The organism is Promicromonospora sukumoe (assembly GCF_014137995.1).
Classification (GTDB): domain Bacteria; phylum Actinomycetota; class Actinomycetes; order Actinomycetales; family Cellulomonadaceae; genus Promicromonospora; species Promicromonospora sukumoe.
In genome coordinates, this window is record NZ_JACGWV010000001.1 from 1,831,766 (window position 1) to 1,855,475 (window position 23,710).

Sequence of the window (23,710 nt, forward strand, 5' to 3'; positions counted from 1 at the left end):
TGTTGGTTCATCTGGCCATGTGCTCCCGCCAGGCCGTGGTGTCGCCACGAACGGCCTTGTCGAGAGCTCGGCGCGCCTGGTCCAACGGGAGATCCGTCGTGTAGACGGGGGTACCCGGCCCTTGCCGCCAGGAGCTCTCGAGGTCGCCGGCGTCGAATCCGTCGAAACCGATCTCGTCGAGCAGCGCGATGACGGTCTGCTTCGCGACTGGGTCGGCACCTGACACCGGGGCGGCGATCCGCAGGGGGTCTCCGTGCGGCCGCCCGCCGGAGGAGAGGCTTGCCGCCCCGACGGTGTTCAGCGCCTTGATGACCGGCCGACCAAGCTGTTGGGCGACCCAGCGGCTCTCCACGAGTCCGTCGTCGATCGCGGCGATGTGTTGGTCGCGCAGGCCCGGCACGTAGTTGCTGGTGTCGACGATGACGGCATCGGCCGGCAGGTGCTCGTCGACCGTGGCGCCCAGGCCTGGGAGCGCGCCCATCGGCACACAGACGAACAGCACGCTGGCTCGCTCGGTGGCCTCGGTCGTCTCCACCGCGGTGGCGCCTGTCCGGTCCGCGAGCTGCGTGAGGGAGGCCGGGCCGCGAGAGTTCGCGATCCTCACCGTGTGACCGCGATGGGCGAGCTGCCCCGCCAAGGTGCCACCGATGCTGCCGCTCCCGATGATGGAGATGTCCATGGGTTGTCCCTCTTCTTCATGTGCTGGGCTGCTTCACGTTGCCAGGTACGTCTCATGCGGCGGGCGCAGCGGCTGCCCGGAGCCCGTCCAGTACCACCGTGAGATGCGCAGTTCTCGCTCGGCCCGTGACCGGATCGCGCGGCAACGCGGAGACGATGGCGAGCACATCGGCCGCGGAGATGTCGCGGCGGACGCTGGCCAGCTCCTGCGCTCGGCGGAACAGGCCGTCGAAAGCAGTCTTCATCGGTGCGCAGAGCTCCCCGACCGGCGACTCGTCCGCCAGCAACGCCGCGCTGAGGTGGGCACTCATCCCGCGGTACCGAGCGCCGATCTCCTCGTAGGCGTCCATCCACTCCAGCAGCGCCTGCCAGGGGTCCGTGGCTTCCATCCTGGTCTCGGCGGCCTCGACGAGGGTGCCCACCTGTGAGCGGAGGATCGCCGCGAACAGGTGCTCGCGGGTGGGGAAGTGGCGGTACATCGTCGCCCGGCCCACCCCCGCCCGCCGAGGAATCTCGTCGAGCGGGGCATCCGCTCCCAGGTCCCGGAAGACCTCTGCCGCGGCGGTGACGAGTGCGTCGAGGTTGCGTGCCGCATCGGCGCGGATCGTCCGGCTGGAACCTGTCATGGCTCGACCGTAACAGCTAAACGGACACAGTGCCCACTTATGGCGTACCGTGAGTGGCGCACGGATCCACCAAGAGGCAGGAGTGAGAGATGAGCCAGAACATCTGGCACGTCGGAGTGGCAGTCGATGACCTCGAGACGGGGAAGGCGGAGTTCTCCCAGGTGTTCGGGGTGTCCTGGCGCCCCACGCGAGTTCGGGTGCTGACCCTGACCGACGCTCACGGCGACGACCATGAGGTCGAGTGCCACGTGACCTTCTCCGAGGGCGGCCCGTTCGCCGTCGAGCTGTGGGAGGCGATCCCGGGCACGCCGCTGGCGGCCCCGCCGGGCGGAGGCGTGCATCACATCGGCTACTGGGTCGACGACATCGCCGAGGAGGGTGAGCGCCTGGCGGCGCTCGGATTCGGCCCCTACGCGACCGTCGGTGGACGGCCGCTGCTGAGCGCCGGACCGTCCGGAACGGTCGTGGAGCTCTGCGACCTGCACAGCGACCGCCCTCAGTTGCGGGACCTGTTCCCGGCAGGCTCTCGCCATGCCGGGCCGCCGGTCCTCGACTCCGACCTGTAGGTCGGCGCGCGCTGACGGCCCGGGCCGGAAGCGTGTTCTCTCCGCGGGGGCTTGCGTAGTTCGTTGTAACAAGTATGGTTACGATCATGGAGAGGCGAGAAAGGTGGCGCACGACGTGAGTGCCAACAGCAGGCTGACCATCGCGGCGCATGCGCTGACCTGGGTAGGGCTGTACCAGCGCCGCGGCCAGGAGGTTGCCACCTCCGACCAGATCGCGGCGAGCGTCAACACCAATCCGGTGGTGATTCGTCGGCTGTTGTCCCAGCTTCTCGGGGCCGGTCTGGTCGAGTCGAGGCGGGGCACCGGCGCCGGTTGGGTGCTCTCACGTGACCTGGCCGCGATCACCCTCCTCGATGTCTACGAGGCCCTCGAGCCTGGACCGCTCTTCGCGTTGCACCGCTCGACGCCGGACCCCGAGTGCGTTGTCGGCCACGGCATAGGACCGGCGATGGCCGCCGTCTACGACGAGATCGAGGTCGCCCTGCGAAAGGAACTGGTGCGAACCACGTTGGAGGACGTCCTGCGGGACGTGCTCCGGGCCGCCTGACGCGACCACCGGGCCGGGCGGCTCACCCTCACGAACGACAAGGACAAGCGCAATGACAACAGATACTCAGACCTCGCGCGCCGTGGCGGAGCAGTTCGTCGAACGTCTCGGTCGGCAGGACCAAGACGGCATCCAGGAGCTCTTCGCACCCGAGATCGACTGGCATGTCCCTGGCAGCGACGACCTGCCCTGGACCGGCCGCCGCTCCCGCCGCGAGGAGGTCGCGCCCTACTTCACGACGATGTGGCCGGTCTTCGAGCCCGGCAAGTCACAGGTCGAGCTGGAGCGGATCATCGTGGACGGGGGCGACGTGATGCTGCTCGGGATCTTCACGCACACCGTCGCGGCCAATGGCGAGGAGTTCACCACGCCGTCCGCCATGCACCTTCAGGTCCAGGACGGACAGATCGTCCGCATGCACCTCTACGAGGACACCCTGGCCGTCCATCAGGCGTTCAATCCTGGCGGAGAGTGACGGGAGCGGCAGGCTCGGGCGAGTCCGTACTGGTGCCGGGGCAGGCGATGTGTCTCGCCCGCCCCGGCACGACACTCAGCCGGCAGCGTAGGGGAGCAGGGGCCGGGTCATCGTGGCTGCGGCAGTGTCACGCGTGAACCGGTGCGCCACGATCGACTCCGGCGTCGTGCCGTTCTCGACCCACTCCATCAATGCGACCATCCCGGCGGCCAGCGTCAGGCCGGGGCCTGTGCCGGTGCAGTGGCCGTGTCCGTCGCCGGGGGAGAGGAAGAGCCGCGCGAAGGTAGCCACCTCGTCGGCACCGTCCATTCTGTCCTGGACGCGGCGGTAGTAGTCGATGGTCCCCTCGGGAAAGATCACCTCGTCGTTGCCGGCATGCGTGAGCAGGAGCTTGCCGCCGCTGTCCCGGAAACGGGAGAGATCGGGATCGTCGGTTGCGACCTCGGCGAACTCTCGAACGCCCTGATCGAAGAGGCTCAGATACCGCTCGTGGGTCAGGGTGGTCCAGTCCCAGCTCGGGTCCCGCAGGAGCCAGCCACCGAACCAGGCCACAGGCATCACGAACGGGGAGATGACGAGTTCGCCGTCGACCTCGTCGACCTGGCAGAGACCCGCTCCGTTGAGGTTCTCACCCCAGCTCTCGGTGTCCGGCCGAAGCCCGAACCAGAGGCGTTTCCCCGTCGGGGTGGTCGGGCCCGCCCAGATCTGCTGAACTACATCGGCGTCAGCCGTGGTGATGGTCCCAGCCGACGTGGCCGTGCCGACCAGCCGGTGGGGATCATAGTCACGGAGATCGGTCGCGCCGACGATCCCGTCGTCCAGGCCGTCGACTCCGTCGAGCGCCGCCGTGGCGCCTGCGCGAAAGGCGTTGAACTTCGCTGCGGGAATGGGGTTCCTGGCTTCTTTCATGACCAGTGCGGGCCACATCGACGCCGCGATCATCTTGGTCCAGTTGATCGCGGGATCCGCGGACCAGATTCCGTCGTAGTCGTCCGGGTAGCGCTGGGCCTCCATCAGGGCCTGCCGACCACCCCCAGATTCGCCCTGAAAATACGAGTACTCGGGCGCAGAGCCGTGGATCGCCTCGGTCACGGCCTTCCCCACGACGGTCATGTCATGGGTTCCGCGGTAGGCCCAGTTGCGAACGAGTTCTCGGTCCAGCTTGCGGGTAGCTTCGTCGAGCCCCCAGTCGGCGAAGCGGGGGTCCCGGTTCCCTGCGTCGGTCGATGCGGTCGCGAAACCGTTGCGCAGGGCGACCGGCAGTTCAGCGATCCGCATCCGCTGGTCCGAGAACCACATGCCGGTGGTGCGGTTGCCGCCGCCGCCGGTGCCGAGGAACCGGCGGTTCCAGGTAAGCGGGACCCATACAGTGATGTGGGCGACGTGCCCGCCAGGCGTGCGGTGGTGCACACGGACGTCGCAGAAGTCCGGCAGGCCAGTGACGACGGCCGCAATCGGCGGCCCTTCGGTACCTGGCATCCGTGGAGCGTCGGCCTGCCCGGTGGTGTTGACCGTCGCCGAGACAACCTCGAGCTCGCCGAACCCGGCCAGATGCTGCTGGATCGTCACGGTGTTGCAGCGCTCGATGACGTCGGCAGAGGCGGGTGCCTCGGCCATCGTCACCCACTGGACTGGGCTCGTCACCTTGATGCGGACGGATGTGCTCACCGGTGCCTCCTCGGCTCTTCAGAAAGTGGCAGAACTGTCACGAACGCCGAGCCAAGCATATCCCTGGGATTATTTCGAGGGGACAGCGAAGTGGCATGACTGACACAAGAGGGTGCTAGGTTGATGAGATGATCGAGGCTGGAGCGCCCGGGACGACGGGCGGAGTTCGTCTTCGCAAGCAGATCGCGACCCGTCGCGCCGTGGAGGAAGCCGCCTGGCGCCTGTTCACGACCAAGGGCTATCACCAGACGAAGATCGACGAGATCGTCCAGGAGGTCGGGATCTCGCAACGCTCGTTCTTCCGCTACTTCGACTCCAAGGAGGCGGTGCTGTTCGGCGACTGGCGTCGCGACCACGAGGAGCTCGCCCGCCGAATCGAGAAGGCCGACCCTGCGCTCGCCCCACTGTCTGCGGTCAGGGCAGCGGCGATGAGCACCGCAGATCTGATGGACCGTGATCGGCTTCTGGTGCGGACGAGGTCCGAGCTGACCAAGAGCTCGCCGACGGTTGGCGGCTACTACCGGCAGATCATCCAGCCGGCGTGGGAAGAAGCGGTCGCTTCGGCACTGGCGAGCAGGCTCGGCGTCGACCCCGACGTGGACCCGACGCCACGTGCCGTTGCGGGCGCTGCGGCCGGGATGCTGAACGCGGCTGTCTCTGTCTGGGTTGCGGGCGGATGCGCGGACCTGTTGACCGACCTGGCAGCTCGCTCGTTCGACGTGCTGAACCCGCCCGTGGAGCGGCCGACGGGAGATCGTTGACCCGGACCCGGACCCGGACCCGGACCCGGACCCGGACCCGGACCCGGACCCGGACCCGGACCCGGACCCGGACCCGGACCCGGACCCGGACCCGGACCCGACCGTGGCCAGGTCTGGGTGGGGCCCGATCAGGAAGCCGCTTGGGCAAGCAGCTGCTCGGAACGGTCCCAGAGCTGGCGTGCGAGATCCATGTCGAGAGCCTGAGGGTTGTTACGCCTGGCCGGCTTGCGACCTTCGTAATAGGTGCCGGAGTGCCAGTCTGCGCCGGGCCGTGACTCGGCAAGCCACACCATCTGGTTGGCACCCTTCTCCGGGCTGACCATGAGAGCGCGGCCCAGGCGCGAGCTGTAGATACGCCTCATGAAGCTGTCCGACTCGGTCGCGAAACTCGTCGCGACTGCCCCCGGGTGGAACGCGGCAGCTGAGACTCCCTGGCCGTTGTAGCGGCGGTGCAGCTCCTTGGTGAACAAGATGTTCTCCAGCTTCACGGTGCCGTAAGCCAGCTGGGGAGTGAAGTCCTTGTTGTGGTTCAGGTCCTCGATCGCTAGCTTGCCGAACAGCCGGGCGCCCGAGCTGGACGTCTGGATGACCGTCGCGCTGCTGGCGATGAGCGTGTCCAGGAGCAACTGGGTGAGCAGGAACGGGGCGAGGTGATTGACCTGAAAGGTCTTCTCGAACCCGTCGACGGTCCTGGTCCGGTCGCCGAAGATTCCCCCGGCGTTGTTGACGAGCACATCGATGACCGGGTACCTAGCGTCCAGGGCGGCGGCGAGCTCGCGCACCTCGCCCAGCGTGGCGAAATCGGCGACGAACGAGTCGGCACCCAATTCATGGGCGATCGCCCGAGTCTTCTGAGGCGACCGACCCACGACGACAACGTTGTGGCCGTCCTGGTGGAGCCTGCGGGCGCCCGCGGCGCCGATCCCGTCGCTCGCTCCGGTGATGACGATGGTTTTGGAGGTCATGCCTGGCAGTGTATGCCGATGCTGTCAGTAACTGTCAAGACGGGCGGGTGTTGCTATTATCGATGCCTATGAAGGACAGGCGGGCAGGGCTTCGTGAGATGACCCGTGAGGCGGTGCGCGCACAGATCACCGAGGTGGCGAATGCTCTGTTCGTCGAGCAGGGGTACGAGCAGACGACGATCGACGACATCGCCGCGACCGCCGGGATCTCACAGCGCAGCGTGTTTCGGTACTTCCCCACCAAGGAGGACCTCGTCGTCGGGAAGTTCGACCTGGTCGCCGAGGGCATGATCACCGTTCTGCACGACCGGCCGATCGACGAACCGGTCTGGGACTCACTGCGTCGATGCTTCGATCTGCTCGTGCCCTACGTCGACGCGCCGGGCAAGCGAGAGGTCGCCGAGCCGATGCAACGCATCGTGTTCGACACCCCGCATCTGTTCGCGCGCTACCTGGAGAAGCTTCAACGGATGCAGGATGCCGTCGTCACCGCACTGCGAGAACGAGCGGCCGCTACCGGACGCGCCTACGCGGACGATGACCCTGCACCTCGTGCCCTGACCGCAGCCGCCTTCGGCTGCCTGGTTGCGGCCCAGCATTCCTGGCTGGCGTCCAACGGCTACGGCAGCTTCGCTGCCGCGATCGACAGGGCTATGTCGACCGTAGGCCCCAGAAGCTGAGGGTGACCGGCCTACGGGTGGTTCGGCCTGCTCTGGGCCGGCGTGCGCAGCGGGTCGAAGGTGAGCACTCGCCCGTCCCGAGAGAGTTCGCCGTACAGCTCGGGGTCGGCGGGGCCGAGCGCCAGGTTTACCAAAGGCGCGGCCGCGTGTTCCGGAGTCGGTGCGTCCGCCACATCCCAGAACGCTTCGGACGTCGGCGTGTTCATCATGCCGGGGCACACCGCCGCGAGCAGGATCCCGCGAACCAGGTCGGCATCATGTCGTGCCTCGGCCAGTGCCCGAACCGCGGCGACCTGCCCGATCTTGGACGGGATGTTGATGAACCCGGGCCAGGGGCTACCCAGGACTTCTCCACTGACTACCTGATCTCGCCAGGCCGTGATGGCGTGGTCGACCTCGTTCAGCGTGTGCAGGTCGCGGAAGACGGGATGCAGGACCGGGGCGAGGTAGTCGAGCGTTCCCAGCGAGCTGGCCACGACGATCAGCCGCCCGTGGTCGCGCACGATCTGGCCGAACGCCCGCAGGACACGGGTGGTCGCGAGGTTGTTGACCTCCACGTACTCGCCGACGACTGCGGAGGCATCGTCGTTCGGTCGAACGCGCATGACGGCGTTGTTGAAGACGATGTCCACGCCGCCATGGCGGTCCTGGAGCAGCGCCGCGACACGCTCGGCGCTGTCCGCTTCGGCGACGTCGAAGTGCTCCGGTACCACGGTCGCGCCGGGCGAGCCCGAGAAGGTACCTGCCAGTTCCTTGACCTTGGCGCCGTTCCTCCCCGTGAGGTAGACGACGTCGTGCGGCTCCAGGCGTCGAGCCAGTTCTCCGACGAGCGCTAGACCGAGGCCTTGTGTTGCTCCGGTGACGAGTGCCACGCGAGGGGTAGTGGTCATGGGAACTCTCCTTCTCCGGTCCGATAGGGGCGTTTCCACCCTGCGGCGAGTCCTGGACGCTGCGCTATACCTGGTGGTAGTTGCTCTTAAACTGGTATAAGAGCCACCTGCTTCCCGGGTACCAGCAACCTGGGCAAGTACCTACGGTCGAGGGCATGACACAGATCATCGACACCGTGATGTCGCGCATCGAGGTCACTGACCTCGATGCCGCGCTCCCCACCTACCGCACGCTCGCCGACACCGACGAGGTGCGCCGGCTGGAGTTCCCGCAGTTCCGCATGGCGATCGTCGGAACATTCATGCTGATCGAGGGCACACCCGAGCACCTTGCGCCGTTCCGCCGGGCTGCGACCCTCATGGCGTTGGACCACGACGCCGCAGTGGCTGCCTTCACCGCCGCGGGCGGGCAGGTGCTGGAGGCCGCAACGGCCTCGGCGGGCGGGACCCGCACAATCGTGGCGGACCGCGACGGGAACCCGTTCGAGGTCTTCACGCCGCAAGGCGGATGAGCGCCGATCAAGCCTGCGGTGTCAAACGGGCATCAGGTCGTGGGTGGCGCCGTAGGGGACGAATCGGGTGCTGAGCTTGTCCGCGGTCTCTTGGTCCGCGGGCAGGAACGCCAGCATCATGAGGTGGCTCTGCTCGGCGACGTCGAGCTTGACGTAGTCGAGCTGGAGCACCCCGAGCCGGTCGTGCCGTAGCTGCTTGCGTGCCGGTGTGAACCGGCGCGCCTGCTGCTCCTGCCAGAGCTCGGCGAACCGGGGGCTTTCCTGCAGAAGCGCGTCGCGCAACTCAACGCCTCGGGGATCCTTGGGGTACTGAGCGAGGTTGACCCGCAGTTGCCCGACGAGCTGGCGTGCCTCCGTTTCCCAGTCCACGAACAGACCTCGCGACCGGTTCTGCGTGAACGTGAGCCACAGGACGTTCCGTTCCGCGACGGGGCGCTGTTCGTATCCACCCAGAAGTTCCGCGTACATGTCGTTGCAGGCCAGGACATCCCACCAGGGATTGGTCACGTACGCCGGGTTCGGCTGCATGGTCTGCACCAGACGCCGGAGCGTGTCGCTGACCTGCACGGGCTCGGGCACGGCCGGGGGAAGGGCGAGGCCGGCCAGCGTGAACAGCACCTCCCGGTCGTCCCTGCCCAGGCGCAGGGCCCGGGCGATCGCCTCGACAACCTGCCGGCTGACGCCGATGTCCCGCGCCTGCTCGAGCCACGTGTACCAGGTGACGCTCACTCCGGACAACTGAGCAAGCTCCTCCCGGCGTAGACCCGGTGTGCGGCGACGCGGTCCCCGCGGCAGCCCGACCGTCGCCGGGTCGGTGGCCTCGCGGTGGGACCTCAGGAAGGCTGCGAGCTCTCGTCTCTGGATCACGTCGGACAATCTCACCACTCCTCGAACACCGGAACCAGGTGGTCCTTATACCAGCATAACTACCGTCTGTACCAGGCTGAGCATCCGGAACACCATGCTGTTCATGACCACCAGAGCAGCAGTTACACCGACATCCACACCGACACCGACGCCCGCACCGGCACCGACGGCTTCGTCGGCGTCACCGCAGCGCGACCCCGCAGTGACGCCCCGGCCGGCCGATCGCTGGATCATCCCGGTCGCCCTGCTCGCGCTCGGCACCTTCGCCATCGGCACCGACTCATTCGTCCTAGCGGGCATCCTTCCCGAGCTGGCCACCGGCCTGCGGATCTCCGAGGGCGCCGCCGGGCAGGTCGTTACCGCGTTCGCGATCACCTACGCGGTCGCCGCCCCGTTCCTCTCAGCCTTGACGCACCGGGTGCCGCGCAAGACCCTGATCACGGTCGGCCTGACCGTGTTCGTCCTGATGAACGCGGCCGGCGCTCTCGCTCCGAACTTCGCCGTCCTACTCGTCACACGCGTGCTGTGCGCCCTGGGCGCCGCGGCCTTCACACCGACCGCGAACGCCGTCTCGACCGTCTTGGCCGGGCCCGCCCGGCGCGGCAGGGCCCTGTCCATCACGCTGGGCGGGATCGCGCTCGGCACGGTCTTCGGCGTCCCCGTGGGCACCACGATCGGACAGCATCTCGGATGGCAGGCCAGCCTGGGTTTCGTCGCCGCCGTCGGTCTGATCGCCCTGGTCGCGCTCCTGGCGGTCCTGCCCCGCCTGCAGGGCGAGGCGACCGTGCCCATGCGCCACCGCTTCGCCGTGATGGGCGACCCGCGCGTGATCCTGGTCGTCCTGGTCACGGCGGTGGCCACCGGGGCCGGCATCCTCGTCTACACCTACATCGCCCCCATCACGCAAGCCATCGCCGGCATCTCCGGCACCGCGCTGGCGACCGGCCTGCTCATCTGGGGCATCGGTGGGGCAATCGGCGCGTTCGGGTGCGGCTGGTTCATCGACCGCATCGGTGCGGGCCTGACATCGGCCCTCGCCATCGCCCTGCTCGCGGCCGCCCTGACTGTCATCGCGTTCGCCGAGTCCCCAGCCCTGGTCATAGCCGCCATGTTCTTCGGCGGGATCGGCAGCTGGGCGTTCGTCGCTCCCGACAACCACATGCTCACCGGCCTGCACCCCCAGATGGCGAGCGTGGTGATCTCCTTCAACTCGACCGGCACCTACGTCGGCCAGGCCGTCGGCGCGGCCGCTGGCGGCGTCCTGCTGACCAGCGGGCTCGGCGCCACCACCACGGTGCTGATCTCCGTCGCTGGGCTCGGCGTCGCGGTGATTCTCGCGTTGTTCGCGTGGCGGGCCACATGCCGCCCGGCCTGATCAGCCCCCTGGGGCCCCTGCGTGCGCCACCTGCCATGACGCTGCGCGCGCTGTCGTCAGCTGCTCATCGGCAGGTTCAGCACGTCGGCGCCGTCCCGGGCCCAGTCGTGCAAGGCGTTCAGCGCCGGCTCCAGTGCCCGGCCGAACGGTGTCAGCGAGTACTCGACGTGCGGCGGTACGACCGGCCGCGACCGGCGGCTGACCACCCCGTCTGCTTCCAGCGCACGCAGCTGCTGGATCAGCATCTTCTGCGTCACGGCCGGGATCGCACGCTCCAGGTCGGAGAAGCGCCGCGGCTCTTGCACCAGCAGGTGGTGGATGATCAGCAGCTTCCACCGGCCCTCGATCACCCGCAGTGCCCGCTCGACCTGGTCGATCGTGCACGGCGGGACACTTACTTTTTTGTCGGTACTGGTCACATTGGGAGCGTAGATCTAGCGTCGAACGCATGGCAACCATCACCGACGCGACCGACCCGGCCGCGCTCCAGTACGTCCTTGACCGCCTCGCGATCCAGGATCTGATCGTGCAGTACGCGCTCGGCCAGGACCTCCACGATAACGGCGACGACCAGGTCCAGGAGCAGTGGGACGTGGTCTTCGCCCCGGACGCCCACCTCGACTACCGCGCGGGCGGCGCGGCGCCCGACCTCGACTACACGACCCTCATCCAGACCATGCGCGGCCCGGGCGGGACCATGGCCGGGCTGGACAACTGGCAGCACCTGCAGGGAATCGCCGCCGTCGACATCGACGGCGACATCGCCACCGCCCGGACCCAGCATCTACACACCCACACCGGCACCACGGACGGCAAGGACTGGAACCCCATGCAGACCGGGTTCTTCGTCGACCGGCTCGAACGCCGCCCCGAGGGATGGCGCATCGTGCACCGCACGCTGGAGATCCTCTGGATGCAGACCTTCCCGACTGTGTGAGCCCTGCGTGGGGCCCCGCCTGGAGCCTCACGACCGTGACCTCACGATGGTGAACTCGCCATCAGGCGTCAGCGGCGGCTCCACCTGCGGCGGGCCCGGGCCGGCACCCCGAGCCCGCCGACATCACGTGCGGCGCGCCTGACGGCCCGCGTCCGTGAGCGTGCCGTCGATGACGACATCGAGCCACGGGTGCCGTGGTGACCGGCGGCGCAGCTGGTCGGGCAACGCGGCCACGACCGTCATGAGCTCGTCCGGGTCAATGCCCCCGCGGACCAGGCCCTCGCGCTGCACCGCCGCAACGATCGCGGCGAACGAGCGCTTCAGCGGCTCACAGGCCACCGCCAGGGCGGACGCGTCATCACCGAGCGATTCCATCAGTACTGCCCGCAGCCCGCGATACGGCGCGGGCATGCGGTCGAACTCGCCCAGCCACGCCACGTATGCCTCCAGATGCGAACGCGTCGAGAGCAGCCGGTCGGCCTCGCCCGCCAGGCCGTCGAACGTCGAGCTCAGCAGCGCCGCGAGCAGATGGTCCCGAGTGGGGAAGTGGCGGTACAGGGTCCCCTTGCCCAGCCCGGCGGCCCGCGCGACGTCCTCGAACACCATCTCGGCGCCCCGGGCCTCGAACTGCTCCCGCGCAGTCCCCAGCAGCCGTTCGAAGTTGCGCACGGCGTCCGCGCGCGGGCGCTTCTCCGCTGTCGCCACGATGCCTCCCTTGATATTCGGACGGTGCGTCCGTATCGCAGCCTATTGAATACGGACGCGACGTCCGGTTAGAGAGTGGAGGGAACCATGTCGAAGCAACTGCAGGGCAAGACGGCTCTGGTCACCGGCTCGACGAGCAACATCGGGGCGGCCATCGCCGAACGGTTCGCGGCCGAAGGGGCGCGCGTGGTCGTCTCGGGCCGGTCGAAGGACCGCGGCGACGCGGTCGTGGACCGGATCGTGCGGGCCGGGGGCGAGGCCGTCTTCGTCGCCGCGGACCTGGACGGCAGCAAGGCGGCGTCGGAGGCTCTGGCGCGCGAGGCGACCGCAGCGCTCGGCGGACGTCTCGACGTCCTGGTGAACAACGCCGGGCTTTTCCCCGGGGGGCCCACGGCGACGATCACCGAGGAGACCGTCGACCTGGTGTACGCGGTCAACGTGAAGGCACCGTTCTTCCTCGTCGCCGCACTGGCACCGGCCATGGTCGAACGCGGGGACGGGGCGATCATCAACATGGCGTCCTGGGGTGCCCGGCTAGGTGTCCCGGGCTCGGCGCTGTACACGTCGTCCAAGGGTGCGATCGAGACTCTGACCCGCTCCTGGGCGGCCGAGTTCGGCCCCCTCCGGCGTGACCGTGAACGCGATCTCACCCGGCGTCATCCGCGAGACGCAGCCGGACCCCGACGAGCGTGGCGAGACGCTGATGTGGGGCACACCCGCCGGCGCGAGCGGGCGGCCGGCGGCGATCGCCGCCGCAGCGGTCTATCTCGCCAGCGACGAGGCACGCTTCGTGCACGGATCGGTGTTCGACATCGACGGCGGCCGCTCCGGCGTCGCGGTCCGCGGCCCGCGTCCCACCGCCTGAACCCATCGCCCACACCTGAACCCACTGCTGCCCGCCACCCAGATGGGCGGCGGGCAGCGGGGCACGGCGGGGACCTTAGGCCGGGGTGAGCGAGCGTTCGACGCGCATCCTGTGGATGCCCGCGGTGGTGGGGCGCATGTACCGCTCGCGTGCCGCGTGGGCGGCCCGGTAGGCGTCGGTGTCCCGGGCGGCACGCATGCCGTCCTCGGAGACGAAGGTGATCTGCACGACGGCGTCGATCGGGTCCTCGCTGCCGTCGTTGGCCATGTCGGTGACGTAGTGCTGCGTGTAGGAGACGACCTGCGGCATCCGGGTGTATGTCGGCCCGTACTCGTGCTCCATGAAGTGCCGGAAGTCGGCGGTGGAGACGTCCGCGGGCTTGCGGATCACGGTGATGAGCGACAGCTCGGGCTGGTTCTCAGGCATGTGCTCCTGCTTCCAGGCGGATCCGGTCGATGATCTGCTCGGTGGGGGCGAGCTCGACGCCGATGCCGCTCAGTTGGGCGCGTCCCTGCCCGTCCAGGCCGGAGATCCCGTCGTCGGCCACGACGATCTGGTAGTCACGTTCGCTGGCCTGGTAGATCGATGTGCGCGGGCAGTTGGGGAAGTTCGCGCCGGCGAACACGATGGTCTCCACCTCGTCCCGCCGTAGTCGCTGGTCGAGGTCGGTGGCGAAGAACGCGCCCCACCGCGGCTTGTAGAGGATGATCTCCCGGTCGCCGACCTGCTGAGCGTGGCCGGCCAGGAGCTCGTCGTCGTCCAGATCAGGGTCGTGCGGGACGAGCCCCGGGGCCAGGAGCCGCCCCGGCGTCCCGGGCCTTAACAGCGGCGTCGGCCCCGAGACCAGAGCACGGCGCACCGGCTCGGCGTTGGTCCCGTCGGCCCGGTAGAGCCGCACGACATGGACGATCGGTTGCCCGGCCGTGCGGAAGGCGGCCGCCAGGTCGCAGATAGTGGGCACCGCTGCACTCGTGCCCGGGATCTCCAACGGCGCTCCGTCGAGAGTGTCGCGCTGCACGTCAATCGTGACCAGCGCCGTCCGACGCAGGCCCAGCGAGGGGTCAGAGGTGTTCATCTGGCCCATGGTGGCACCCGCCGGGCGGCGTCTGGCGCGCCGTGCCTGGTGCTGTTCGTACCAGGCTGGCACCAGGCCTTGCCCTCGCTCTTCAATGGTCGTAACGTTCGTTACGTAACGATCGTTACGAGGGAGTGGAATGCGAACAGAACCAGATGCCCAGACGGCCCAACGCCTGTCGGTCGCGGTGTGGGACGTGATGGCGCAGCGCGGGATCGAAGGCGCCTCGGTCCGCGCCGTCGCGGACGCGGCCGGGTGCACGACCGGGCTGATCATGCACCACTTCGGCTCACGGGCGGCGATGCTCGTCCATGCCCGCCGGCTGCTGTTCGGCAGGACGACCAAGCGGGCCAACGCGGCCGAGGCGGCCGAGGCCGAACCGGTCACTCGCCTGACCGCGGTGCTCGAAGGCGCGTTGCCGCTGGACGAGGAACGCGCTGCGGAGATCCGCGTCTGGCTGGGCTTCGCTGCCGCAGCCGTCGCTGATCCCGAGCTCGCGGCGGTTCACGTGGCCGGAAACCGTGACTGGGTCGGGCGGATCACCCGGCTCCTGGCGGCGTGCGCACCAGGCGTCGGCGACGAGCACCGTCTGAGGGCCGGGGCGATTCGCCTGGTCGCGCTGACCGACGGCCTGCCGACGCTGTCGATCCTCGACCCGCAGACCTACGACAAGGACACGCAGATCGCAGCGCTGCGCGACGCGATCGACGGTGTCGTGCGCGACCTCAAGGAGAGCCGATGACTACGCCAGGCAGCACGGAATGGGACCGTCGGATCGCCGACGCCGCCGTCGTCGTAGGCGGCCACCTGGCGCCGACGCCGCTCGTGCCGATCACGCTGGACGGCTTCGCGGCACCGACATACCTCAAGCTCGAGACGCTGCAGCCGACCGGCTCGTTCAAGGTCCGCGGCGCGCTGGCCGCGGTCGCTGCCTCGGCCGCCGACGGGCGCCGCGTCGTCACAGCCTCCGCGGGCAACCACGGGCTCGGTATCGCCTATGCCGCGACCCGGATGGGTGCTCGGGCTACTGTCGTCGTCCCGCAGACCGCGTCACCGGCGAAGGTCGAAGCCCTGCGCCGCTTCGACATCGACCTACGGCTCATCGGCGACGGCTACGACGGGGCCGAGAGCGCCGCGCAGAAGATCGCCTACGAGGACGGCGCGCGGTACATCTCGGCGTACACCGACCCGGACGTGATTGCCGGGCAGGCCACCGTCGTGCGTGAGATCGCTGACGCGCTTCCCGGTCCTGCCCAGATCGTGGTACCGGTCGGCGGTGGCGGACTGGTTTCCGGGACGGTGCTCGGTGTGCCCGATCGTTACCGGGTCCTGGGCGTCGAGTCGGCGGCATCTCTCGCTGTGTCCGCCTCGATGGCGGCCGGCCGCATCGTCCAGGTGCCCGTCGGTTCGACCATCGCCGACGGCCTCGCCGGAAACATCGCGCCCGACACGCTCGCCCCGTCGATTCTCACAGCCGCAGGCGTGGACGTCATCGCGGCCGACGAACTCGCGATCGAACGAGCCGTCACAGCTCTTGCAATCGACCACGGAATTGTCTGCGAGGGATCGGGTGCTGTCGGCATCGCTGCCGCCATGAACGCGCTGATGCCGACGGACCTGCCCACCGTCTTCGTCATCACCGGGCGCAACATCACCGGTCCTCGCCTCGCCGCACTGCTGGTGCCATGAACACCACACCCAGCGAACCGGCCCCGGCGATCTTCACCGAGAGCGACGTGCGCGCCGCTGTGGGGATGCCCGACGCGATCGTCTCGGCGCGGCGGGCGTTTCTCGCCCTGGCCCAGGGTCAGGCTCACTCACCCGAACCGTGGCACTTGGACACCCCGGACGGCTCCGTCCACGTCAAAGGCGGTGCCCTGGACGGGGCCGGGACCTTTGCGACCAAACTGTCCAGCGGCTTCCCCGGCAACGCTGACCGGGGCTTGCCGACCTCCGACGGGTTCACCGCGATCCTCGACGCCGATACCGGGCGCATCCGTGCCCTGCTCCTGGACGGCGGCTACCTGACCGAGCTGCGAACCGGCGCGGCCGGCGCCGTCGCCCTCGACCTGCTCGGCCCGCCGCGCACCGACACCATCGCGTTCATCGGCACGGGCGGCCAGGTCCGCCACCAGATCGACGGCGCTATGCACGTGCGCGAGCCCTCAACACTCCTCCTGATCGCGCGCAACTGGCGCCGCACGACCGAGCTCGCCGACTGGACGCGCCACCACTACGACGTCGAGGTCCGCGCCCAGGAGCTCGACGGCTCACCGATCGACGCCGACGCGGTCGTGACCGTGACGGCCGCGACCAGCCCGATCCTGACCCGGGCACAGCTCCGGCCCGGCGTGCACGTCACCGCGATCGGTTCCGACAGCCCGGGCAAGCGCGAGCTCGACCCCGCAATCCTGCTGGCCGCCGACATTGTCGCCGTCGACGACCCTAGACAGTCCGCGCGGATCGGCGAGCTGCAGGACATCCCCCAGGCCGACCTCGCCGCCGCGACGAGCAACGGGTCGCTTACCACGCTCGGCACGCTGCTCCACGACGGGGCACCGCCATGGACGGCTACCCGCACCTCGGTCGCCGACCTGTCAGGAACGGGCGCTCAGGACGCCGCCATCGCGGAGATCGTGGGGAACCTCTTGCTCCACTGAGAGATCGGCGTAAGATGAACGGCGTTCACCAGGTAAACGTCGTCCACCAGGGGCCATCATGCGCATCACCCACGACCACGCCGGACTGTCCGTCGCCGACCTCGACAAGCAGCGGACCTTCTACGCGGACGGGCTCGCTCTGACGGAGGTGGAGGAGGAGTTCGCCATGCCCGAGGCCGGCGTGCGGTCTGCGATCCTGCGATCAGCGGACGGCATGAAGCTTGAGCTCGTCGAGCGCACCGGATCGGCGCCACAACGCTTCGCGGACCCGTACGACGGCGCCGGCACGCAGGGGTACTTCCACTGGGCCCTGCAGGTCGACGACCTCGCCACCGTCTTCGACCACGTCCTTCGCGCTGGGGCGACCGTCGTCTCCCCACCCGCTGACGCCGTCCGGCCCGGCGCCCGCTTTGCCTACGTGCACGACCCCGAGGGCAACCTGCTGGAACTCATCCAGCCGGCAGCGCAGTGACCCCGCCAGACGGTGGGTCCACGACACCGGCCGTCACGCGACCGGTCGGTCACCACCACGGCGACCTGCGCAACGCGCTGGAGGCAGCCGCGCTCGACCTGCTCGCCGAGCGCGGCCCGAGCGGCTTCACACTGAACGAGGTCAGCCGCCGAGCAGGAGTGAGCAAGGCGGCCCCGTACAAGCACTTCGCGGACAAGGACGACCTCCTCGCCTCACTCGTCCAGCGCTGCTACGAACGCCAGCACTCCGCGTTCAGCACAGCTGTCGCAGAGGCGGCAACACCAACGGACGCCCTCGTGGCGTTCGCCGCCGCCTACGTGAGGTTCGCCGCGGAAGAACCCGCACTGTTCACCCTCACGTTCGGCGGGACGCTGGACAAGGCCGCTCACCCCCGCCTCGAAGAGGCCGGTAACCGGGTGCTGGACGTCATCACCGCTCCTGCCCAGGACCTGGCCCAGGACGCGGACGACGCACACCGGCTCGTGTTGGCGATCGCCGCCAACGCCCACGGCTTCGCAGTCTTTCATCTGCAAGGCGTCATCGCTCGGCTCGATCTCGCCGTCGGGCAGGCCGAGCGCTGCGCCAGCCTGCTGACGCAGGCTTGACCAGCACGTCATCCGGCACGGTCACCACTCGACGAGGTGCGGGAGCGTCGGCATCGACTTATCGCGGTCACGTGCGGTCCGGTTGCGAGGACCCGGCGCGTCTCGTTCTAGAAGTCGTTCGGGCTGAGCGCCACGGTCGGAGCGCGAAAGAAACACCATCGGTACTGCTGTCACATCTGACACGTGGTAAGCCCTGCAACACCTGCACGTTGACGTGCGCGTGCGGATGGCAAGCAACGAGCAGCTATCCGGCCAGGCAGCAGGTCCGGCGATGGCTCGAGGGGGCCGATACGGGCTGGCGGCAGGGCCGGGGTGTGGCGCCCCTCGGCAGGCGGCCGAGGGGCGCCGGGCGGGTCAGCCGTTGTAGAAGTTGATGAATGTGACGTTGTCGTTGAAGCCCAGTGGCATGGTGTCGCGGTGTGACGCGATGCCGTTGGCGCGGTTGCCGCTGGAGTTCTGGATGTTCATCCGGTCGCAGTTGTTCTCGTAGCTCGAGGACGAGATGCGTGTGCGCCACCAGCTGGACGGGGTGAACGAGTATCCGGCGTTGTCGCAGGCCGCGCCGCCTGTCACCCAGTAGTACTGGCCGCCCCAGCCGCTGTGCTCGGCGATCATGAACAGGTCGATGGCGGCGGCCGAGGCGTCGATGTCGGATGCCTGCAGTGCCATGGACTTGGTCTCGCCGCAGGTCTCGCTGAGGACCCGCGAGAGGGTCTCGCCGTCTTCGAGGGGCGCGAGGACCAGGACGCAGTGCCTACCTGCCTGGCTTCCGGAGCCCGTACCTGCGGCCGCCGCGGGGCTCGCGGCGAGCAGGCTCACAAACAGCGCGAACGCTGCTCCGATCGCGACAGAGAGAGTGCCACGTGATCTGACGATCATTTCAATCTCCTCCGTTGGTGATGGGAGTCAACAACGTAGGAGTGGTCGCGCCGCGGGCGCGATGTGTTTCGGGGAAGTCCGAAACGCGCCTGGGCGGGAGGGCGCACTCCGTTCTTCCGAGAGGCGTGCACGGCGACGTCAGAGCCGATGTCTGGGTCGGCCCGTTCTAGCTGCGACGAACCAGTTCGCGGTACGTCGCGGAGATGACGTCGTGTCTAGCCCCGGGTCTGATGGAGGCTCTCATTCCAGGGAAGGATGAGAGTTATGGCTGCACCGAGGAAGTACCCCGAGGAGCTTCGGGAGCGAGCGATCCGGATGGCGGTGGACCTGCGGAAGGACCCGGCCACGAAGCCTGGCGCGTTGCGGCGGGTGGGTGAGCAGCTCGGGATCCACCCAGAGACGCTGCGCAACTGGGTTGCCCAGGCTGAGATCGATGCTGGTGAACGACCGGGCACGAGTACCGACGACGCGCAGCGGTTGGCGGAATTGGAACGCGAGGTGCGCGAGCTGCGGCGGGCGAAGGCGATCTTGCGTAGTGCGTCGGCTTTCTTCGCGGCGGAGCTCGACCGCCCACAAAGATGATCGTCGACTACATCCAGGCCCACCGGCACCGGTTCGGGGTCGAGCCGATCTGTGCGGTGTTGCAGGTCGCCCCGTCGACGTACTACGCGGCCACGTCCCGCCCGCCCTCGGCCCGGTCGATCACCGACGCTGCCTCGTCAGCGTTGATCGAGCAGGTCCACGGCGCCAACTACGGTGTCTATGGTGCCCGCAAGGCGCATGCCGAGCTGCGCCGGCAGGGCCACCAGATCGCGCGCTGCACCGTCGAACGGCTGATGCGATCCGCGGGGTTGCGGGGCATCACCCGGGCCAAAGGGCCGCGCACCACGGTGGCCGGCACCGGCCCGGAGACACGCCCGGACCTGGTCGAGCGTGACTTCACCGCGACCGGCCCGAACCGGTTGTGGGTCGCTGACATCACCTACTGCCGCACGTTCTCCGGCTGGGCGTATGCCTCGTTCGTGATCGATGTGTTCTCCCGCCGCGTGGTCGGCTGGCAGGTCTCCAAGTCGCTGCGCGCACCGACCTCGCGTTGGACGCGTTGGAGATGGGCTTGTGGAACCGCACCCGGGCCGGTCAGGACGTGGCCGGGCTGACCCATCACAGCGACAAAGGCGTGCAATACGTCGCTGTTCGCTATACCCAGCGGCTGGCCGAGGCCGGCGTCGTCGCCTCGGTCGGCTCGACCGGCGACTCCTGCGACAACGCCCCGGCCGAGGCGTTCAACTCCCTGTTCAAGGCCGAGCTGGTGCGCAACAAGGGACCGTGGAAGAACATCGACGACCTCGAGCTCGCTATCGCTGAGTACATCGACTGGTTCAACCACCATCGCCTGCACGGCGAGATCGGCCTGGTCCCACCGGCCGAGTTCGAAGACACCTACTACCGTCACAACCCCGCGCCGACTAACCTCGACGCGTCAGTTCCGAGCCTCCACTAAACCCGGGGCGAGACACCCAGAGTGTGTTCACGTTGCTGTGCGTAGGGCAGCAACCTCCTGCCTGAATTCTTGGGCCTCGCTGGTGAGGTCGTTGGCGTCCAGGGCGTTGGCAACGGCGATCAGGACGGTTGCCAAGGTCTGTGAGAACGGGTCGAGGTGCTCGGGTTCGGTCACCTGGGTGCGCCAGGCGATCAGTTGCGCAGCCTCCTGGGCCAGGGGCAGGGATTCGGCAGGGTGTTGCACGCTCAATTGCAGGGTGACGAGTCCCGCGAGAGATTCGGCGAGTGCCGTCCAGGTGCGGCGTCCGGGGCGGGTGGCGGCCAGGTCGCGGTGGATCGCGATGGCTTCGTGGTAGCAGGCCGCGGCGTGAGATGTATGGCCGGCGTCGCGGTAGGCGGTCGCGAGCTGGCGCAGTGACCGGGCCAGGCCCGGGTTGTGGTTGCCTGGGGTGGCCTTGGCCACCTCGCGCAGGATCTGGACGGCTTGCAGGTTCGGCTCGATGGCTTCCTGTGGGCGCGTGGCGTTGACCAGGCAGGAACTCAGATCCGTCAACGCCCGCGCCAGGAACACGAGGTCGCTGTCGGGATTGTCGCGGGCCAGGACCCTCCGGATGGCCACGGCTTTGCGAATCGAGGGCAGTGCTTGGGTGGCCTGGCCAAGCATGTTTTGTGCGATGGCGAGGTTCATCAGTGCGCGGGCCAGGTGCGGGTTGGTCTGCTCGGGTTCGCTGCGTGCCAGGCGTTCGTTGATCTCGACCGACTGGCGCAGGGGCCCGATGGCTTGGTCGGGTAGTCCGGCTTCGTGGTAGCGGGCGCCGAGGTCGCACAGGATGCGTGCGCGTTGGGGCAGGCGGTTGAGGCGGTCGGTGCGTGGCAGACGCAGCTCGATCTGTACGGCTTGTTGTGTGGCTTTCAGGGCGTGGTGGGGTTCTCCGAGCTCGGACAGTACGACTCCGAGGTAGCGCAGGGACGAGCCGAGGAGCGGTGCGTTTTCACCGGGTTCTGTGGCGGCCAGGGCGTGCCGCAGGCTGATCGCCTCGCGCAGTGGGCCGAGGGCTTCGGTGGCGAGGCCGAGTCGGAAGCGGCGCTGGGCGATTTCGTGTAGCGCCCAGGACCGGCCCGCAGGGTCTGAGGGGGCGGTGAGGGCCAGGATGCGTTCGAGCAGGTCGAGGTTCGGTCGGGTCAGGACCTCGGACGGGTAGGGGATGACTGCCGAGATCGACCGCAGCAGCTCGACATCATCCGGTAGGCCACCGATGGCTCGGTTCAGAAGTGCGAGGGCGCGAGTTCGCACTTGCTGGTCGGAGAAGTGGTCGGCCACCGCCCGGGCCAGCACAGCGATGGCGTTGCGGGCCTCACGATCGGCGAGGCGGTCCAAAAACACCGCCGCCAGGGTCGTCGAGGCAGTCAGCTCGTTGACCAGGTGCAGTTCGGCCATGCGGTCCGGCTGCAGGGACCCGATCCACTGCTGGTTGCCCCTGAGTGGGTACAGGTCGCGCAGCCAGGCCAGCACCTTCGGTGTGGCCAGGCGTGGATCCACCCGGGCGAGCACGTCACGAGCCTCGGTCTCGTCGGCGGGGGAGACGAGGTAGACGGCTGCGACCACTTGTCCTAGGAGTTGGGTGGTCAGCCCGTCCGGCCCGTCCAGCAGGCCTGCGTGTGCCGCCGTGCCGATCCAGTGCCGCTGTTCGTGACCGAGCAGTTCGGCGAAGACGTCGGCCACCTCCACGTCCAGTGGTTCGTGACGTAGGGCGCGCAGGGCCGTGACGAGGCTGACCGCGTGCAGGTCGAGGATCCTGCCGCCTCCAGGCCCGGTCAGGTGCACTGGCGGAGTCGGGATGCCCAGGTGCTGTGCGAAGGCCGCGGCGGCGGTGTCCAGGATCTGTTGGTCGGTGGCACCGGCGTCGATGCGGTAGGCCAGGTCGGTGCCGTCGTAGGCGCCCTGGACCATCGCCCGGACACGGGGGCTGCCTACCGACAGCCGTTTCCACCACTCGCCCGCGCTGCGTGCGATCAGCAGGACGCGTACTCCTGCGGGGTCCGAGGCGACCTGACGGACAAGGACCTCGATCTCGCGACGGGTGTCGGCGTAGTCAACCACCAGCAGGATCGGACGGTCGGTAGTGCCACGCACCCTTGCCAGGATCGCCCCCTCCTGCTCGTCGCCCACTGCGACGCACCGCCACCCCAGCCGACTCATGAGCGCGCGCAGCTCGCCTCCCAGCCGGCTCTTGCCGACGCCGCCTGGTCCGGTGATCAGTCGCAGTGGCGAACCGTCTCCCTCGCACCAGGTGACCAGTGCGGCTAGCTCCACCGACCGCCCCTGGAACGGGACGACCTGATGTTCCGGCGCGAGCAGGGACGACGGTCCGTTGGTGTCATCCGGCAGGACGGACGACTCATCCACCGCCTGCCGCTCCACGCGCGTGCGTTCCCTGTCGGCCCACCACCGTGCCACGAACGGCAGAGCCGGCGAGGCACACGCGGCCACAAACCCCAGGACCAACCATGGCGTGCTGCCCTCGGCCATCGCGAACAGCCCCGCGCTGACGGCGACCAACCCGCCGGCGACCAGCCACCACCACGGCCGCATCCGCACCCCGCCCATGCAACATAACTACGCGAATCGGACGCGGAAAGCAATGAATATCGAGATCTTGTGTTGATTGCTTAGCGTGTCGATTCATGAATTCGCATATGTGGCGTTGGTGCTTGTGTTGCACCCTCGCAGGCCTGTCGGATCGCGCATTTTTGGCTCGAGGCGCTGGTGGAAGAGCGCAAGAGCGCCTGTGGTCGCAGCCCTGCCGCGCGTGCTGTAGGGGCCGCCTATCTAGTACTGCACGCCATAGGCCCGGAGCCGAACCGCAAGTTGCCGACACTGCGGTCTGACCAGTCGAAGACGGCGATGGTCCATCCTCCAGGAGGCCGGACCATGGTCATGAGAGCAGCCGGGGAAATTAGCTCGGTCAGCGCAGCAACCTGGCGTCACCCGCGGCGTCACCGAAGCGTCGTTCGCGGCAATGGCGCGACTGGCGGGTGGGATGGTCGTTCATGCTGTACTGCTGTTTCACGTCGCCGCTGGCTGCCGGTTGCTGTGACCGCATCGACGGCTTGCTAGCCCTCGCGTAGGTGATACGGCGACGGCCACCGATGACACGTGCTTGCATGACGCCCGGGTAAACACCACGGCCGCCACGTTGGCTGAAGCGAAGGGCTGACCTGCCGGCGTTGTTCGCTCGTGGGCTCGGCGCGCCGATCGACAGGGCCAGAACGCTACTTCCTGCCCAGCGGCCGCGTCGCATCACGAAATACATGTCTGATGCTTGGCCTAAAAGTGGTCTTGTCATGACTGTCGCCCGAGGCTAGCATATGTCCGATATGTTCCACTTCTTCACAAAAGAG

The 23,710-nt window shown here is 68.4% G+C and carries 27 protein-coding genes, 1 pseudogene and 1 other annotated feature; of the genes and pseudogenes, 15 read left to right on the forward strand and 13 right to left on the reverse strand.

The annotated features are described in order from the left end of the window. Positions 1–7: 7 nt before the first annotated feature. Positions 8–679, reverse strand: coding sequence for an NADPH-dependent F420 reductase (locus tag FHX71_RS08065; RefSeq protein ID WP_182615208.1), 672 nt, complete (start codon positions 677–679; stop codon positions 8–10). Between the two features lie 52 nt (positions 680–731). Next, the gene (locus tag FHX71_RS08070) at positions 732–1,304 is read right to left on the reverse strand and encodes a TetR/AcrR family transcriptional regulator (RefSeq protein ID WP_182615209.1); all 573 of its coding nucleotides are present in this window, start codon (positions 1,302–1,304) and stop codon (positions 732–734) included. Positions 1,305–1,393: 89 nt separating this feature from the next. Here FHX71_RS08070 and FHX71_RS08075 point away from each other — a divergent pair, with 89 nt between their 5' ends. The 3 genes from FHX71_RS08075 (at position 1,394) to FHX71_RS08085 (ending at position 2,892) form a co-directional block, all read left to right on the forward strand. Beyond that, a complete protein-coding gene (locus FHX71_RS08075) occupies positions 1,394–1,870 on the forward strand; it encodes a VOC family protein (RefSeq protein WP_182615210.1) in 477 nt (158 codons plus the stop codon). A gap of 103 nt (positions 1,871–1,973) precedes the next feature. Beyond that, positions 1,974–2,417, forward strand: a complete 444-nt coding sequence (locus tag FHX71_RS08080) for an Rrf2 family transcriptional regulator (RefSeq protein ID WP_220489562.1) — start codon at positions 1,974–1,976, stop codon at positions 2,415–2,417. Between the two features lie 52 nt (positions 2,418–2,469). Beyond that, on the forward strand, positions 2,470–2,892 hold the full coding sequence (locus tag FHX71_RS08085) for a nuclear transport factor 2 family protein (RefSeq protein ID WP_182615211.1): 423 nt from the start codon (positions 2,470–2,472) through the stop codon (positions 2,890–2,892). A gap of 75 nt (positions 2,893–2,967) precedes the next feature. Here FHX71_RS08085 and FHX71_RS08090 read toward each other — a convergent pair whose 3' ends face one another. Next, positions 2,968–4,560 carry a tannase/feruloyl esterase family alpha/beta hydrolase gene (locus FHX71_RS08090; RefSeq protein WP_220489565.1) on the reverse strand — a complete coding sequence of 531 codons (1,593 nt, stop codon included), beginning with the start codon at positions 4,558–4,560 and terminating at the stop codon, positions 2,968–2,970. A gap of 128 nt (positions 4,561–4,688) precedes the next feature. Here FHX71_RS08090 and FHX71_RS08095 point away from each other — a divergent pair, with 128 nt between their 5' ends. Continuing rightward, positions 4,689–5,321, forward strand: a complete 633-nt coding sequence (locus FHX71_RS08095) for a TetR/AcrR family transcriptional regulator (RefSeq protein WP_182615212.1) — start codon at positions 4,689–4,691, stop codon at positions 5,319–5,321. Between the two features lie 128 nt (positions 5,322–5,449). On the opposite strand, the gene FHX71_RS08100 is transcribed toward FHX71_RS08095, so the two are convergent. Beyond that, a complete protein-coding gene (locus FHX71_RS08100) occupies positions 5,450–6,286 on the reverse strand; it encodes an SDR family NAD(P)-dependent oxidoreductase (RefSeq protein WP_182615213.1) in 837 nt (278 codons plus the stop codon). A gap of 98 nt (positions 6,287–6,384) precedes the next feature. Between FHX71_RS08100 and FHX71_RS08105 the strand changes: the two genes are divergently transcribed. Further along, positions 6,385–6,966: a TetR/AcrR family transcriptional regulator gene (locus FHX71_RS08105; RefSeq protein ID WP_182615214.1), complete on the forward strand. Its 582-nt coding sequence runs from the start codon at positions 6,385–6,387 to the stop codon at positions 6,964–6,966. An 11-nt stretch (positions 6,967–6,977) separates the two neighbouring features. Here the strand turns inward: FHX71_RS08105 and FHX71_RS08110 are convergent, their stop codons facing one another. Next, positions 6,978–7,856, reverse strand: a complete 879-nt coding sequence (locus FHX71_RS08110; RefSeq protein WP_182615215.1) for an SDR family NAD(P)-dependent oxidoreductase — start codon at positions 7,854–7,856, stop codon at positions 6,978–6,980. Between the two features lie 155 nt (positions 7,857–8,011). Here FHX71_RS08110 and FHX71_RS08115 point away from each other — a divergent pair, with 155 nt between their 5' ends. Next, positions 8,012–8,368 carry a VOC family protein gene (locus FHX71_RS08115; RefSeq protein ID WP_182615216.1) on the forward strand — a complete coding sequence of 119 codons (357 nt, stop codon included), beginning with the start codon at positions 8,012–8,014 and terminating at the stop codon, positions 8,366–8,368. 21 nt (positions 8,369–8,389) lie between these two features. Here FHX71_RS08115 and FHX71_RS08120 read toward each other — a convergent pair whose 3' ends face one another. Further along, positions 8,390–9,253: a helix-turn-helix transcriptional regulator gene (locus tag FHX71_RS08120; RefSeq protein ID WP_312876963.1), complete on the reverse strand. Its 864-nt coding sequence runs from the start codon at positions 9,251–9,253 to the stop codon at positions 8,390–8,392. A 184-nt stretch (positions 9,254–9,437) separates the two neighbouring features. Here FHX71_RS08120 and FHX71_RS08125 point away from each other — a divergent pair, with 184 nt between their 5' ends. Beyond that, entirely contained in the window at positions 9,438–10,610 is a 1,173-nt protein-coding gene (locus FHX71_RS08125; RefSeq protein WP_312876964.1) for an MFS transporter, read from the forward strand. 56 nt (positions 10,611–10,666) lie between these two features. Here FHX71_RS08125 and FHX71_RS08130 read toward each other — a convergent pair whose 3' ends face one another. Continuing rightward, positions 10,667–11,029, reverse strand: a complete 363-nt coding sequence (locus tag FHX71_RS08130) for a winged helix-turn-helix transcriptional regulator (RefSeq protein ID WP_182615218.1) — start codon at positions 11,027–11,029, stop codon at positions 10,667–10,669. A gap of 29 nt (positions 11,030–11,058) precedes the next feature. On the opposite strand from FHX71_RS08130, the gene FHX71_RS08135 reads away from it, so the two are divergent. Next, a complete protein-coding gene (locus tag FHX71_RS08135; protein WP_182615219.1) occupies positions 11,059–11,547 on the forward strand; it encodes a nuclear transport factor 2 family protein in 489 nt (162 codons plus the stop codon). Positions 11,548–11,670: 123 nt separating this feature from the next. On the opposite strand, the gene FHX71_RS08140 is transcribed toward FHX71_RS08135, so the two are convergent. Then, a complete protein-coding gene (locus FHX71_RS08140; RefSeq protein WP_182615220.1) occupies positions 11,671–12,252 on the reverse strand; it encodes a TetR/AcrR family transcriptional regulator in 582 nt (193 codons plus the stop codon). 75 nt (positions 12,253–12,327) lie between these two features. Between FHX71_RS08140 and FHX71_RS30340 the strand changes: the two genes are divergently transcribed. Further along, the gene (locus tag FHX71_RS30340; RefSeq protein WP_425566322.1) at positions 12,328–13,206 is read left to right on the forward strand and encodes an SDR family NAD(P)-dependent oxidoreductase; all 879 of its coding nucleotides are present in this window, start codon (positions 12,328–12,330) and stop codon (positions 13,204–13,206) included. Here the strand turns inward: FHX71_RS30340 and FHX71_RS08150 are convergent. Both FHX71_RS08150 and FHX71_RS08155 read right to left on the reverse strand, forming a co-directional pair. Further along, entirely contained in the window at positions 13,193–13,543 is a 351-nt protein-coding gene (locus FHX71_RS08150; protein ID WP_182615221.1) for an EthD domain-containing protein, read from the reverse strand. The two genes, FHX71_RS30340 and FHX71_RS08150, sit on opposite strands and share 14 nt — an antisense overlap. Next, positions 13,536–14,192 (reverse strand): cysteine hydrolase family protein, encoded by a 657-nt coding sequence (locus FHX71_RS08155; RefSeq protein ID WP_182615222.1) that lies wholly within the window; start codon positions 14,190–14,192, stop codon positions 13,536–13,538. Before FHX71_RS08155 ends, FHX71_RS08150 begins: the two co-directional genes overlap by 8 nt. 199 nt (positions 14,193–14,391) lie before the next feature. Here FHX71_RS08155 and FHX71_RS08160 point away from each other — a divergent pair, with 199 nt between their 5' ends. Genes FHX71_RS08160 through FHX71_RS08180 form a run of 5 tightly spaced genes read left to right on the forward strand, consistent with a single transcriptional unit; the run spans position 14,392 to position 17,929 of the window. Beyond that, a complete protein-coding gene (locus tag FHX71_RS08160; RefSeq protein WP_246402930.1) occupies positions 14,392–14,934 on the forward strand; it encodes a TetR/AcrR family transcriptional regulator in 543 nt (180 codons plus the stop codon). Further along, a complete protein-coding gene (locus tag FHX71_RS08165) occupies positions 14,931–15,881 on the forward strand; it encodes a threonine ammonia-lyase (protein ID WP_182615224.1) in 951 nt (316 codons plus the stop codon). The genes FHX71_RS08160 and FHX71_RS08165 overlap by 4 nt, the downstream gene beginning before the upstream one ends. Further along, positions 15,878–16,852 carry an ornithine cyclodeaminase family protein gene (locus tag FHX71_RS08170; RefSeq protein WP_182615225.1) on the forward strand — a complete coding sequence of 325 codons (975 nt, stop codon included), beginning with the start codon at positions 15,878–15,880 and terminating at the stop codon, positions 16,850–16,852. Before FHX71_RS08165 ends, FHX71_RS08170 begins: the two co-directional genes overlap by 4 nt. A gap of 58 nt (positions 16,853–16,910) precedes the next feature. Beyond that, positions 16,911–17,324 carry a VOC family protein gene (locus FHX71_RS08175; RefSeq protein WP_182615226.1) on the forward strand — a complete coding sequence of 138 codons (414 nt, stop codon included), beginning with the start codon at positions 16,911–16,913 and terminating at the stop codon, positions 17,322–17,324. Beyond that, complete coding sequence (locus tag FHX71_RS08180; RefSeq protein ID WP_182615227.1) at positions 17,321–17,929, forward strand: TetR/AcrR family transcriptional regulator; 609 nt, start codon at positions 17,321–17,323, stop codon at positions 17,927–17,929. Before FHX71_RS08175 ends, FHX71_RS08180 begins: the two co-directional genes overlap by 4 nt. Positions 17,930–18,283: 354 nt before the next feature. On the opposite strand, the gene FHX71_RS08185 is transcribed toward FHX71_RS08180, so the two are convergent. Then, positions 18,284–18,808: a hypothetical protein gene (locus FHX71_RS08185; protein WP_182615228.1), complete on the reverse strand. Its 525-nt coding sequence runs from the start codon at positions 18,806–18,808 to the stop codon at positions 18,284–18,286. A 264-nt stretch (positions 18,809–19,072) separates the two neighbouring features. Between FHX71_RS08185 and FHX71_RS08190 the strand changes: the two are divergent. Continuing rightward, a pseudogene (locus tag FHX71_RS08190) lies at positions 19,073–20,309 on the forward strand (IS3 family transposase). Continuing rightward, positions 19,351–19,464, forward strand: a sequence feature (AL1L pseudoknot). Its footprint overlaps the pseudogene before it by 114 nt. Before the next feature lie 27 nt (positions 20,310–20,336). Here FHX71_RS08190 and FHX71_RS08195 read toward each other — a convergent pair. Then, positions 20,337–22,916 carry a tetratricopeptide repeat protein gene (locus FHX71_RS08195; RefSeq protein ID WP_182615229.1) on the reverse strand — a complete coding sequence of 860 codons (2,580 nt, stop codon included), beginning with the start codon at positions 22,914–22,916 and terminating at the stop codon, positions 20,337–20,339. A gap of 358 nt (positions 22,917–23,274) precedes the next feature. Continuing rightward, complete coding sequence (locus FHX71_RS08200; RefSeq protein WP_182615230.1) at positions 23,275–23,622, reverse strand: hypothetical protein; 348 nt, start codon at positions 23,620–23,622, stop codon at positions 23,275–23,277. Positions 23,623–23,710: the final 88 nt, after the last annotated feature.

Bases quoted from the DNA above. Each gene is read 5' to 3' on its own strand.
- FHX71_RS08100 (WP_182615213.1), bottom strand. From the start codon at position 6,286: ATGACCTCCAAAACCATCGTCATCACCGGAGCGAGCGACGGGATCGGC.
- FHX71_RS08200 (WP_182615230.1), bottom strand. From the start codon at position 23,622: ATGTATTTCGTGATGCGACGCGGCCGCTGGGCAGGAAGTAGCGTTCTG.
- FHX71_RS08165 (WP_182615224.1), top strand. From the start codon at position 14,931: ATGACTACGCCAGGCAGCACGGAATGGGACCGTCGGATCGCCGACGCC.
- FHX71_RS08135 (WP_182615219.1), top strand. From the start codon at position 11,059: ATGGCAACCATCACCGACGCGACCGACCCGGCCGCGCTCCAGTACGTC.
- FHX71_RS08075 (WP_182615210.1), top strand. From the start codon at position 1,394: ATGAGCCAGAACATCTGGCACGTCGGAGTGGCAGTCGATGACCTCGAG.
- FHX71_RS08195 (WP_182615229.1), bottom strand. From the start codon at position 22,916: ATGGGCGGGGTGCGGATGCGGCCGTGGTGGTGGCTGGTCGCCGGCGGG.
- FHX71_RS08185 (WP_182615228.1), bottom strand. From the start codon at position 18,808: ATGATCGTCAGATCACGTGGCACTCTCTCTGTCGCGATCGGAGCAGCG.
- FHX71_RS08170 (WP_182615225.1), top strand. From the start codon at position 15,878: ATGAACACCACACCCAGCGAACCGGCCCCGGCGATCTTCACCGAGAGC.
- FHX71_RS08150 (WP_182615221.1), bottom strand. From the start codon at position 13,543: ATGCCTGAGAACCAGCCCGAGCTGTCGCTCATCACCGTGATCCGCAAG.
- FHX71_RS08095 (WP_182615212.1), top strand. From the start codon at position 4,689: ATGATCGAGGCTGGAGCGCCCGGGACGACGGGCGGAGTTCGTCTTCGC.
- FHX71_RS08155 (WP_182615222.1), bottom strand. From the start codon at position 14,192: ATGAACACCTCTGACCCCTCGCTGGGCCTGCGTCGGACGGCGCTGGTC.
- FHX71_RS08065 (WP_182615208.1), bottom strand. From the start codon at position 679: ATGGACATCTCCATCATCGGGAGCGGCAGCATCGGTGGCACCTTGGCG.
- FHX71_RS08110 (WP_182615215.1), bottom strand. From the start codon at position 7,856: ATGACCACTACCCCTCGCGTGGCACTCGTCACCGGAGCAACACAAGGC.
- FHX71_RS08175 (WP_182615226.1), top strand. From the start codon at position 16,911: ATGCGCATCACCCACGACCACGCCGGACTGTCCGTCGCCGACCTCGAC.
- FHX71_RS08160 (WP_246402930.1), top strand. From the start codon at position 14,392: ATGGCGCAGCGCGGGATCGAAGGCGCCTCGGTCCGCGCCGTCGCGGAC.
- FHX71_RS08115 (WP_182615216.1), top strand. From the start codon at position 8,012: ATGACACAGATCATCGACACCGTGATGTCGCGCATCGAGGTCACTGAC.
- FHX71_RS08105 (WP_182615214.1), top strand. From the start codon at position 6,385: ATGACCCGTGAGGCGGTGCGCGCACAGATCACCGAGGTGGCGAATGCT.
- FHX71_RS08070 (WP_182615209.1), bottom strand. From the start codon at position 1,304: ATGACAGGTTCCAGCCGGACGATCCGCGCCGATGCGGCACGCAACCTC.
- FHX71_RS08085 (WP_182615211.1), top strand. From the start codon at position 2,470: ATGACAACAGATACTCAGACCTCGCGCGCCGTGGCGGAGCAGTTCGTC.